The organism is Thermostichus vulcanus str. 'Rupite' (assembly GCF_022848905.1).
GTDB classification, from domain to species: Bacteria; Cyanobacteriota; Cyanobacteriia; order Thermostichales; family Thermostichaceae; genus Thermostichus; species Thermostichus vulcanus_A.
Map to the genome: position 1 here is coordinate 33,930 of NZ_JAFIRA010000032.1, position 11,824 is coordinate 45,753.

11 protein-coding genes are annotated in these 11,824 nt (G+C 55.7%); 3 read left to right on the forward strand and 8 right to left on the reverse strand.

Going from position 1 to position 11,824, the window contains the following annotated elements:
* Positions 1-42 precede the first annotated feature (42 nt).
* Positions 43-1,941 (forward strand): mechanosensitive ion channel family protein, encoded by a 1,899-nt coding sequence (locus tag JX360_RS11955; protein ID WP_244351199.1) that lies wholly within the window; start codon positions 43-45, stop codon positions 1,939-1,941.
* 407 nt (positions 1,942-2,348) lie between these two features.
* On the opposite strand, the gene psbD is transcribed toward JX360_RS11955, so the two are convergent.
* On the reverse strand, positions 2,349-3,407 hold the full coding sequence (gene psbD / locus JX360_RS11960; RefSeq protein ID WP_244351202.1) for a photosystem II D2 protein (photosystem q(a) protein): 1,059 nt from the start codon (positions 3,405-3,407) through the stop codon (positions 2,349-2,351).
* A gap of 235 nt (positions 3,408-3,642) precedes the next feature.
* Between psbD and glgA the strand changes: the two genes are divergently transcribed.
* Complete coding sequence (glgA, locus tag JX360_RS11965) at positions 3,643-5,178, forward strand: glycogen synthase GlgA (RefSeq protein ID WP_341830551.1); 1,536 nt, start codon at positions 3,643-3,645, stop codon at positions 5,176-5,178.
* Positions 5,179-5,278: 100 nt separating this feature from the next.
* Positions 5,279-5,857, forward strand: coding sequence for a hypothetical protein (locus JX360_RS11970; RefSeq protein ID WP_244351205.1), 579 nt, complete (start codon positions 5,279-5,281; stop codon positions 5,855-5,857).
* On the opposite strand, the gene rsmD is transcribed toward JX360_RS11970, so the two are convergent.
* The 7 genes from rsmD to JX360_RS12005 form a co-directional block, all read right to left on the reverse strand.
* Positions 5,854-6,408 (reverse strand): 16S rRNA (guanine(966)-N(2))-methyltransferase RsmD, encoded by a 555-nt coding sequence (gene rsmD, locus JX360_RS11975; RefSeq protein ID WP_244351211.1) that lies wholly within the window; start codon positions 6,406-6,408, stop codon positions 5,854-5,856. The genes JX360_RS11970 and rsmD overlap by 4 nt on opposite strands.
* Complete coding sequence (locus JX360_RS11980; RefSeq protein WP_244351213.1) at positions 6,405-7,280, reverse strand: Sll0314/Alr1548 family TPR repeat-containing protein; 876 nt, start codon at positions 7,278-7,280, stop codon at positions 6,405-6,407. The genes rsmD and JX360_RS11980 overlap by 4 nt, the downstream gene beginning before the upstream one ends.
* A gap of 79 nt (positions 7,281-7,359) precedes the next feature.
* Entirely contained in the window at positions 7,360-8,130 is a 771-nt protein-coding gene (locus tag JX360_RS11985) for a HEAT repeat domain-containing protein (RefSeq protein WP_244351215.1), read from the reverse strand.
* Positions 8,131-8,515: 385 nt separating this feature from the next.
* Entirely contained in the window at positions 8,516-8,953 is a 438-nt protein-coding gene (locus JX360_RS11990; RefSeq protein WP_244351217.1) for a C6orf136 family protein, read from the reverse strand.
* Positions 8,950-9,747 (reverse strand): MBL fold metallo-hydrolase, encoded by a 798-nt coding sequence (locus tag JX360_RS11995; protein ID WP_244351219.1) that lies wholly within the window; start codon positions 9,745-9,747, stop codon positions 8,950-8,952. Before JX360_RS11995 ends, JX360_RS11990 begins: the two co-directional genes overlap by 4 nt.
* Entirely contained in the window at positions 9,744-11,084 is a 1,341-nt protein-coding gene (locus JX360_RS12000) for a TldD/PmbA family protein (protein WP_244351251.1), read from the reverse strand. The genes JX360_RS11995 and JX360_RS12000 overlap by 4 nt, the downstream gene beginning before the upstream one ends.
* A gap of 46 nt (positions 11,085-11,130) precedes the next feature.
* Complete coding sequence (locus JX360_RS12005; RefSeq protein ID WP_244351221.1) at positions 11,131-11,589, reverse strand: DUF4351 domain-containing protein; 459 nt, start codon at positions 11,587-11,589, stop codon at positions 11,131-11,133.
* Positions 11,590-11,824 lie beyond the last annotated feature (235 nt).

Genomic DNA, 11,824 nt, shown 5'->3' on the forward strand with positions numbered 1-11,824 from the left:
TACCTTCCAGACTGGCAAACATGGGGAGTGGCTTATGCCACCATGAGCTTACAGAGCAGCCTAGCATCCCAGGGATCCCCAATCATGATGGGTGTTCGCATCAAACAAGCCATTTCAGCTCTTGTGGTCGGGTTGATGGTTGGGATTTGCCTCTGGCTTATTCCTGCTGTTGCCGCTGCTTCACCCTCTGGGATCCCTTTGGCCCAAGCTCTTGATTTTCGGGATCCCAACTTCTTTCTGACCAACCCCAGCCCTACACCGGCTGGATCTCCCACTCCCGAGGGATCCCCTGCTCCAACCCCTAGCCCCAGCCCAACTGGGATCCCGTTTACCGGACAAGAGGGCACAGAACTGCTGGTGGGGAGCATCCCGGTGTTTCGCTTGCAGACGGCAGAATATCCCAGCGATGTGCGGGCCGACAACATTCGAGCGGTGATCGAACGTTTTTTAGATGAAGGTCAGCTGCCGGAGCCAGAAGTACGGGTGGCCCAAGACCCCAATGGGCAATACGTTTTGCGTCTAGGGGAGAGAGGCCGCTTTGAACCCACGCAACGGTATCTGTTCACGGTCACCTATGCTGATGCTGCTGCCGAACGACGGACATCTCTAAGCCAGGTGGGCCTGAATGAAGTGCGTTTGGTGGCCAACAGCTGGGCGCGGCGACTGGAACAAGCCATTAGTGACTACCGCGAAGATCTGCTGGCTTTGCAACGGGCTCAGGATCCACGGGTGCTGATTCTGTCGATCCTAGCGGGAATTGCCACCCTGTTGGTGGGGTTCTTTCTTTGGCGACTATTCAATCGCAGCTTGGGACGCTTGCAGAGTTTATTGGAAACCAAAGCCGGGGAAGCCTGGCATACCTGGATTGATATTGGCGGGGTGCTTTTGCGGGCTGCTGGGGCACTGCTGATCATCGGGATTTCTTTGGATCGAGGCATCAGCCTTGTGCCTGCGCTGCGACCCTTTCAGCGCTCCTTCTACCTGGGGCTAAGCCGCGTGATCGGCACCGCCCTTGGCGTCTTGACCCAGCCTTTGCCCAACTCTAGCCTTTCCATCGCCAGTTTGCTGGTGTTCATGGCCCTTTCTATCCTGGTATTCACAGGTGCCCACTACCTCAGCGTCGGTCTTAAGGAGCGATTTCTCACCCGCCTGGGGCTGGATTTGGGTACCCAAGAATCCTCAGCCGCCATCTTCAAATACGCCCTTACCTTGCTCGGGATCCTGTTGGTCTTGCCCTTCAGCGGCCTGAACCTGAGCTCTCTCACGGTGATTGCCGGGGCAGTCGGTTTGGGTATCGGCTTCGGCTTGCAGAACCTCTCCAACAACTACATCAGTTATCTGGCCATTTTGTTGGAGCGCCCGATTCAAATTGGGGATTTGGTGCAGGTGGATGACTTGCTGGGTACAGTGGAGCGAATTGGTCCTCGAGCAACAGTGTTGCGCACGTTAGATCGCATTTTTGTGGTCGTGCCCAACTCCCGCTTTACCGAATCGAAGGTGGTGAACTGGAGTTACCGGGATCCCCGCTGCCGCATTCATGTGCCGGTGGGGGTGGCTTATGGGTCGGATACAGCGTTGGTGACCGAAGCCCTGCTCAGCGCAGCCAAGGAAAACTCGCGGGTGCTCAGTAGTCCGGCACCCCAGGTGTGGCTCAAGTCTTTTGGCCCCTCTTCTCTGAATTTTGAACTGCTGGTGTGGATCAACCGACCCCAAGACCAGTTTGTGTTGATCAGCGAGCTCAACTTTCTGATCGAGGCGGAGTTTCGACGGCGCGGTATTCGCATCCCTTTCCCACAACAGGACGTCTACATCCGCAGCTTAGAAGGGTTTACTCCCCTCAGCAAAAATGGCGGCTCCCATGCCATGCCTGATGCCGATTCCATCCAGTCGGCCCTCAAAGAGGCAGCTCAGTTGCCAGAAGACAAGGGCGGCACCTCCTAAATTGGGTAACAGAAACTACAGGGCACGTCGAAAAATCCAGTGCTTACAGCCCTTTCATGCTCCGCAATCCCGTGTCGCGTAGCATTAGTGTTGCGTAGCAACAATGCCTACAGCAGGCTGCGCCAACCCCAAAGTGAACGCGGGTTTACTTCAACAACGGTGGTGTCCCTAACCGATTTCAAATTTCAATTTCAAAAGGGCTAGAGTGCTCCGCACCGCTGTCGCGAGGAGGATTACCCCCCTGCTGGGTGACGAGTGTTAGGGCCGCTATGACCCTACGGTTTGTCCGTAGGACAAGAGGCGTTGGCGTTCGTGGAACGCTCCGTTCGCACCTCCTCCCGTTAGAGTACCGTAGGCATAGCGGCCCCTTGGCCCAAATAAACTGACGATTTACACCATGGTTCAGCTTACAGAGCATTGCCGCGGGGGAGCACCTCTTCAGGGAACTCAAAGCGCTCATGCGGCTGATCCTGCGGCGCCATCCAGGCCCGGATCCCCTCGTTCAACAAGATGTTCTTCGTGTAGAACGTCTCAAACTCAGGGTCCTCCGCCGCCCGCGTCTCCTGACTGATAAAGTCATACGCCCGCAGGTTCAACGCCAACCCCACAACCCCAATGCTGGCCATCCACAGACCCGTCACCGGCACAAACAACATGAAAAAGTGCAGCCACCGCTTGTTGGAAAACGCAATCCCAAATATCTGGCTCCAAAACCGGTTCGCCGTCACCATCGAATAGGTCTCTTCCGACTGGGTTGGTTCAAACGCCCGGAAGGTGCTCGCTCCTTCCCCATCCCGGAACAGGGTGTTCTCCACCGTCGCCCCATGAATGGCACACAGCAGCGCTCCTCCCAACACACCCGCTACTCCCATCATGTGGAACGGGTTCAAGGTCCAGTTGTGGAACCCTTGGAAAAACAGCAGAAACCGGAAAATCCCTGCTACCCCAAAGCTGGGGGCAAAAAACCAGCTGCTCTGCCCCAAGGGGTACATCAAAAACACGCTCACAAACACCGCAATCGGGGCACTGAAGGCGATGGCGTTGTAGGGGCGTACCCCCACCAAGCGGGCAATCTCAAATTGCCGCAGCATGAAGCCAATCAGGCCAAAGGCTCCGTGCAAAGCCACAAAGGTCCACAGACCCCCGATTTGGCACCAACGGGTGAAGTCCCCTTGCGCTTCCGGGCCCCACAACAGCAACAGGCTGTGGCCCATGCTGTCGGCAGGCGTGGAAACTGCCACCGTCAGAAAGTTGGCCCCCTCCAAGTAGGAACTGGCCAACCCGTGGGTGTACCAGGAGGTCACAAAGGTGGTGCCGGTCAGCCAGCCCCCCAAGGCCAAGTAGGCGCAGGGAAACAGCAACAGGCCGGACCAGCCGATAAACACAAATCTGTCGCGCTTGAGCCAGTCGTCGACGATGTCGAACCATCCTCGCTCCTGACGCACGCGTCCTACCGCTATGGTCATAAGATGAGTTTCTCCGGAATAACAACGCATGAAGCATGAAGTGCAATTCGGCAGTACCCAGGATTTCTGAGCAGCACCGTTTTTCTATCTTACGAAATATCAAGAAATCGCAACACAATCTCAGAATAATGCTCGGTAGCCGCTCACCCAGTGCAGGGATCCCTTCTGTTTTAGGATGGGGAGGGTTTCGGCTAAGAGCGGCTGGGCCGGGATCCGGAACGACACGGAGGTCACTGTGGTTCAAGCCAGGATTTTGTTCGCGTCGGCTGAGGCAGCACCACTGGCCAAGGTGGGAGGAATGGCAGATGTGGTGGGATCCCTGCCCTCGGTTTTGCGGGGGTTCGGCCAGGATGTACGTATTATCATGCCCTTCTACGGATTTCTATGGGAACAATTTGGTGAAGAACCAGGACAATACCGGCGCTCCAAGGAGCCGATTTGGGCTAAACAAGTGATGGGTCAGGTGGCAGAGATCTATGAAAGTGTTCTGCCTGGCACGGATGTACCCTTATACCTGGTGAGCCACTATTGCTTTGCTCCCCATCGTATTTATTACGGGGAGGATGAGTTTTGGCGCTTCACCTTTTTTGCCAATGCTGTCGCTGAATTCGCCTGGACCTATTACCCTTGGAAGCCCAACATCATCCACTGCCACGATTGGCACACGGCCATGATCCCGGCCTGGATGCACCAAGCCTCTGATATTGGTACGGTCTTCACCATTCACAACTTGGCCTACCAAGGGCCTTGGCGCTGGCAACTGGAACGCATGACCTGGATACCTTGGTACTTTTCCGCCCACAACGCCATGGCCGCTGGAATCCTTTATGCTGATCAGGTAAATACCGTTTCTCCCACTTATGCGATGGAGATCCGCACCCCTTTACACGGTGAAGGCTTACAGGATCTGCTGGCCTGGAAAGGGGAACGCCTGCGGGGGATCCTGAATGGCATTGATCTGGACAAGGTGGATCCCAGTACGGATCCGGCTCTGGAAGCCACCTTTAGCCTCTCAGATTTGCGGGGAAGGGCAGTCAACAAAGCAGCCCTACAGACTCAAACGGGTTTAGCGGTTAATCCCGAGGTCTTCACACTGGGGATGGTAGCCCGTTTGGTGGAGCAAAAGGGCATTGATCTGTTAATCCAAGCTCTGGATCGCTTTTTGGCCTACAGCGATGCCCAATGTGTGGTGCTGGGTAGCGGTGAAGCCTACTATGAGGGTCGGATACGGGAAATGGCCGAGCGGCATCCTGGCAAGATGTCCTATCAGCAGGGTTACCAACCGAAGTTAGCGCAATTGATCTACGGGGGAGCGGATGCTTTTCTGATGCCCAGCCGCTTTGAGCCTTGTGGCATTAGCCAGATGATCGCCATGCGCTACGGTTGTGTGCCGATCGTGCGGCGAACCGGTGGGCTGGTGGATACCGTGAGCCATCATGTGCCCAGCAAAGGGATAGGTACGGGTTACTGTTTTGACCGCTACGAAGCCCTAGACTTTTATACTTGTCTGGCGCGGGCCTGGGAGGCTTTCCAGCACAAGGAAACCTGGCAAGCTCTGCAAAAGCGGGGCATGGCCACCGATTTTAGTTGGCAGCGATCCGCTCTGGAATACCTGCGTATGTACGAGCTTATCCTCAACCTGCCATTGCTACCGGAAGCAACCCCCTCCAAGGGATCCGAACCCGTTCAGGGCAACTCCCACAGTAAAATCACCCACGACTCAAATCCTCCTAGCCCCGCGAAGCCCCGCTCTACTTTCCCTAAACGTTAAGTTTTGGGCTAGGTTCCGCTGACTAGTGGGATCCCGATGGCGGTGATGAGAGTGAGGTAGATTAGAACGGGTCAAAAAAGGTTATGAGGACTACCTGCACATGATTCGATATGGGTTTGACTTCCTGCGCCGTTCCTGGACACGTCTGTTTTTTGGACTGTTTTTGGGCCTTGCGCTTGGGGTCGGTTCCAGCTTTTGGGCCACCGCCCAGCAATTGTCTGCTCCCTCTGGGCAACAACTCATTCCCAATCCACAACAGTTCCGGGCTTTAGAGCAACCTGGCAGCACCCTCAGCGTTTTACGAGCCGAACAACTGGCTGCAGAAGCCGATGCTGCTTTGCAAGCGCAAAACTACGACCGGGCTGCCGAACTCCTACAACAGGTGTTCGATGCTTATAACCAACGCTCCAACTATCACCAGGATCTGTCGCGGGCCTTCGCCGGGATCCAAAACCGCATTTCGGAAGAACAGCGGGAACTCGCCCGTATTGCCGCTCAAGAACGGGATCAAGCCGCCTACGATTTGGCCGTTGTCTACCGCGCCTCGGGCCGCCCAGAAGAAGCAGTGGGACGGCTGATACAGGTGATCAGCAGCCAAGGCCCAACCCGCGAACTGGGTACCCAAGCCTATCAGCAGTTGCTGGAAATTGGCTTCGTCAGCACCCCCTTCCCCAACTAGAGCCAGTCTGTCAGGTCACGGTAAAAAGCCAGAGTGGTTTGCCCGTAGGTGCGCTGGTCAGACCGCAGCAGGGATCCCACCTGTTCGGGGAGGTCGTAACCAGTGCGATGCTCGACGATTAGGATCCCTTGTTCCGGCTTGAGCAGGGGTGGAATGAGAGGCAGCAGGGGAGCATACAGCCCCGCCTCATAGGGGGGAGCAAAATAAACGTAGTCGAAGGGATCCCATGTCAATCCGCGATTGAGCAGTTTACGGGCATCCCCCTGAATCACCTGAAACGATTGCTCCGGCTGTGCCACTTTCGCCCAGTTGGCCCGAATAATCCGGCAGGCAGGGGCAGCAATTTCGATCCCTGCCACGAAAGCAGCCCCCTGACAGAGGGCTTCTGCTCCTATTGTTCCAGCTCCACAGCAGAGATCCAGCCAGCGGCAGCCTTCCACCCGCCCTTGCAAGATGTTGAACAACGCCTGCCGTACCCGAGAAGGCGTGGGCCGGGTCGCCAAACCCTCTGGGGTTTGCAATTCTCGTTTGCCGCTAATTCGTAAGCTCATGGGGTAGCCGTAGCGGGCAACTGACCGGTCAATCCCCCCCGTTGGGCGGCTCGATCCCGTTCCATCTGAATTTGATCCACCAGTGGCTCCGGTAATTGGGCAGAGGCTTGTAGGGCTTGATCAAACAAAGGTACCGCCTCCCGATCCGCCCCTTGCGAGACCAAAATTTGGGCCTTCAAATAGTACAGCTCCGGGTTGTCACAGGAGGTGGCAATCGCCCGATCCACCGCCTCAAGGGCCTCTGCGTAGCGCTGCATATCCCGGTAGGCCAAGGCTTGTCCACGGTAAGATAGATACTCAGGAGCCGCCAACTGGAATTGGTTGAGAGCCTTTTCCCGGTAGGTGAGCAGCAGATCCATATAGCCATTCAAAAGGTTCAGTTCCGGATCGCTGCCATCCACCGCCTGCGCCGCTCGAATGGAAGCAAACAGTTGATTCAGGGTAGGCAGAGCCTTGGGTAGGCCAATCACCACGCCATCCCGCACTACCGTATTGGCTGCCTCTAACCCATAGCCCACGCCCTCATAGAGATTGCCACGCAAGGGATCCGTTTTCTTTAACTCTGCTGCCACCTGCCGAGTTTGGGTGGCCAACTGGGCAAACTCCTGCATATCCCCTTCTTGGTAGGCCAGTGCTGCCAACAGGGCATAAACCATCGGCTCTTCCGGTGAGGCTTTTTTTGCAGTCTCCAGTTTTTCTCGGCTTTGGCTATAGCGACCCGCGCAAAAGAACTCTTCAAAGGCTGCCGCCACCTCTGGGCTGATCTGCCGCGCATTCGGCCCACTACGAAAGGGATCCTGCGCCCAAACGGGCTGTGCGGATCCCCAAAGCAAAAAAGCTGCCCCTAGCAGCCTACCCAGCCTGCCTGTCATATCCATGTTCATCCCCAATGCCTCAACCCAAACCACACACAACCTACACGACCAACGGGCTATTCCCCAAAAACACTCTTCAACGGAGCATTTGTGCGATCGAACCAATCGCTGCATCTTGAACCAATTCATTAGGCTCTTGGGCCAGCAGATGATGCAACGGATCAAGGGCACGGGGATCCCCGATTTGCCCCAGAGCACGGGCTGCTGCTTCCCGCACCACGGCCTCACTATCCGAAAGCTTGGTTACTAAAGCTGGCACAGCCTCCACTGAGCGCATTTGACCCAGTTGATAGATGGTTTGCAGTTGAGCCTCCAGAGGGGTAGCTGCCGCTGTGGGAGCAGCGCCATACAAGGGCATGCCGGAACTGCCGTAGTAGTACCCACTGCCACTGTGAGCCATCGAGAGAGCCGAGAGGGCATTTAGAGCTTCTAGGGCACGATACCGCTCCGCTACGCTCATCTGAGGCAGTTGGGCCACCAGATCGTCAAATGCTTTCTGGACGGGATCTGGGGCAGTTGCCTGTTGAGCAATGCGGGTTAGGGTTTGATCGGCTCGTACCTGCTGCAAAGACTGAATCGCTGTCAGACCTGCTACCACCAATGCCGCATCCGCCAGAATGGCCAGCACCGCCATTGCTCCCCAAATCTTAGTGCGACGGCTTATTTTCTGAATTTGCTTATCCACATAGACAAAGGCTTGATGTTGCCGTTCCCAGAAGTCAGGGGCCACTTGCAGAGTTTGGGCACTCAGATCAGGCGATAAAAGGTTTTCCTCACGGGCTACTTCCAAAGTCTGTAGCCTCTGGTTCATCCGAGAAAACTGTTTCGTCCAGAGCCAAGTAAACATCGGGTGATATCCTCTCTCCAAGCCTGCCAATAACAGCCACACCACGTTGACGCGAACACTTGCACGGAAAGATGCGGGTTTCGCCAGCGTCGAGTGCCGAGCAGAATCTGCCAAATTACCCCTGTGGATCCCGAATCGGGCAAAAAGGGGAACTTATGCGACAGGATAACAAAAGCGCCAGCCCCCTACCACTCACCCTTTGCTATGGGTTGCGGGATGTTTCTTATTGTAGAGAGGTCACTTGAGGGTGCCGAGGGATCCCGCGCGCTTACATTCGAGAATACCCGTACTTTTCGCTTCGCTTTTGAGCAGCAAGATAGGAGAAGACTGAGGGGGATCCGCCTGTCAGCTTTGGGGTTCTAGACGGATTGGGTCCCTGACCGGATTAGCCGGGATTCCTGGGCTGGAACACTTGAGCCAAAACCTGCCAACGGGAGCAGCGCCAATGGTCAATATGGGATCCAATCAGCCCAGCTTCATTGAGGTGCAATTCTGTCCAGCCGGGGATCCGCAGACGGGGATGCCAAGGTAAGGGCAGCGACCAGCTTAGGGTCCATTCGGTGCGGATTTGAGCGCCGGTTTGTTGAATCTCGTGCAAGTCGAGGCGAATGTCTTGGAACCAGCGCCCCATCCAGCCGATCATCTGTTGATACCGACTCAGACCGCGAAATTCATTTACGGGATCCTTGAAATACACCTCCGGATCGTAAATAGAATATGTTTGATTTTCGGGAAAGCGGGCATAGTCCTCCCGCAAAATCGCCAGCAGGTCGGGGCCGGGATCCCGGTTGGGATGGGATGGGACTTGAGAACCTGAACTCATGCTTCCACCCCCGCCGACAAGGACACCGTTTCCCCAGGGGCAGGGCAGCACAATTGGATGGAGATACCTGCCCCAGCATTCAGGGATCCCAGCCTTTGCCGGAACTCCTCCAGGCTGCCGCGGGTGCGAATTTGGGAGGCGAACCAGCCGGAGTAATCCACCTCTCCCATTGCCGTTGGGATCACCTGCCGGGGTTGCAGAGCTTCTACCACCTGCAAGGCCCGTTCTGGCCCCATGATCACCTCCCCTAGGAGGGGGAAAACCTGCCCCACGACCGGAATTAACAGCGTTTGAATGGGAGAGAAGGCTTGCTGCAACCGTTGGCGGATATCCGGCTCGGACAGATGCGGTTCGTAGTAAAGCTGAGTTTGGGATTTCTCTTCTTTGAGCAGGTAGCCCAGTTCGCGGATGGGTCCTAGGGGTGCACCAGGAACTGCCGTGATCTGCACATCTTGCCACTGCACCGATTGCCAGGGATCCAGAGCTTGTACGGAAGCAAAGCCCAAACCCCGCACCACAGGGGCTGCACTTGGGGAGGCCAAAACCGGGATTGTCTTATCCAAGCGTTGCAGAGTCGGAGGGTGACAATGATCCGGCTGGGCTTGGCTAATTAAAATGCCATCAATTTTGGGTAAGGTTTCCGGGGTGAACGGGGGCGGATTGCGGTGCTCGATGCGGATAAACCAGGGTAGCCCCAGGAATACCAAGGGATCCACCAGCCAGGGATCCAGCAGGAGGGTTTGCTGGTGGGTTTGGATGAGCCAACTGTTGAGGTCGATGCGGGTGAGCTTCATTGGCCGGTTATGGAAAGATCATCAACCCAAATGCGCGGGCACAGCCCCCCCGGTGTCAGTTGTGGCTCTGGCTCCACATAAACAATGGACTTCAAGACCTGGAGAAAATCTCCGGCTACCGTGGCCGCCTCAATGCTGATGCGCTCCCCATGGCGTACCCACCAGCCTTGGAAAGGCAAGGAAAAGGATCCTTGCAAGGGTTTAACTCCGGCGTGTAAGGCTTGCAGTTCATCAATCCAGACCACATTCTCAGCAGTAGCCAGGTCATAGGTGCTTTCCGGAGGAGATCCAGCGAACACATGGTAGTAATGGGATCCCACCGTGACCTTAGCGCCGATATTGGCATGTCCGGTGGGCTTAGCTCCCAAACGTTTGGCTGTACCTGCACTGTGGAGAAAGTGGGTCAGCACCCCATTGGTAATCAGAGGGACGCGGCGGGTTGGGGTGCCTTCCCCATCAAAACTAATTGCCCCCACCTTCGTGGGATGCAATGCATCGTCACACACCGACAACAGGGGTGAGGCAATGGTGGTCCCCAAGGACTCAGGGGTGGACAGGCTTTGGTTATCCAAAATGCTCTGGGCATTGAACACATTGGAGAATGCCCCCAACAAACTTAAAAACGCTTCCCCAGAAAAGACGACGGTGTACTTGCCGGACGGGATCCGCTCATAGTCTAGGTGACTGATCAATTTCTCGGCAGCTTCCTTGACACAACCCTGAATATCCAGCTCTTCTAGGCTGCGGCTGACCCGCAGAGCTCCTCCACTGCGGGGTTTGCGCCCCTCCTGTTCCGCTTTGCTGTAGAGAAACATCGAAGTCAGGGTATGGCCTTCCTGCCGGAGGGCTTGTTCGCTATTGAGGTAGAAGCGGTCAATCTGGCGCTGGGCCAAGCCGTTGTAGGGCACCCCTTGAATGGCGGGATGGGATCCCAGCAATTCTTTTTCGGCGGCCACCAATTGCTCCAGCAGGTCGCTGGCCAGAGCCAGGGGTGCTTTATTGTTGGAGGATTGGGCGATGGGTAGAGTCGCTTCCGGGCTAAATTGCGGGGCATGTTCCCGGACACCAAAATGGCTGGCTTCAAAGGCGGTTTGCAAGGCCAGTTCTAAACCCGCTTCATCTACATCGGTTGTGGAGGTTACTCCCACCTGTCCTTGGTCATTCCAGGCCCGCACCGTCACGCTGGAACGGTTGGAGGCTTTCACCTGCCGGGGATCCCCTTGATCCACCTGTACGCTGGTTTCGTCCACCTGCGCCCCATACAGATCAAATTGACGGATCCCCAGCCGTTTTGCACAGCTTTGCGCTTGTTCTGCCAAGAGTTCTACTTGCACAATCTTGACTCCTTGAGAAGATCAATTTCTATTGGGCTATTGGGGGCTCCTACGAGCGGGTCATCCACGCGGTCAGATCCTCTAGGCTCCTAAACTCCAATAGCGCTTCCCCCAAGGCTTCCAGTCGCTCTGCTGGCAGGGTCCGAATTTGTACTTCGAATGCTGGAGGTACATCACCCAACTTCTTCTGCAACATGCGCAAAACCAAGGTTGCTTCTCCCTGTTGAATACCCTGTTGAATACCCTGTTGAATACCCTGCTGAATACCTTCTTTACGCCCTTCTTCCAATCCTTCTCGTAAAGCTTCAGCACGCCATTCTTGGTAAATGACCGATTCCCTCATATCTAAAGACCTCATCATTTGCTGAATCAAGCCTCGATCCAATGCTAGTCCGGCCAAGACCGCTATTGCTGCCGCTAAATCTCTCTTGTCCCGCTGATTTGGAATAGCATCCAGTTCTTCCACCACCTCTCGTAGGGTCTCAACCGGGTTGTTGACCTGGCTCAAAACCTGGAAGGGGAGCAATCCTTGCAGGTTAGTTCCTGTCAGAGAACACTCCCATAATCGCAAAACATCAAACTCATGGCTAAGTCTTTCCAACCGAAAATAGTTCTGTTGACACTCCCCCGGTTAGAAACCGGGGGATTCTCCCTTCTAGCTCCCCACAGCTTGAAGCTGTGAGGGATTCATGGAGTTCAGGGGATTGCCAACTACCCCATCCCCTGAGCCGACCCTACCTATT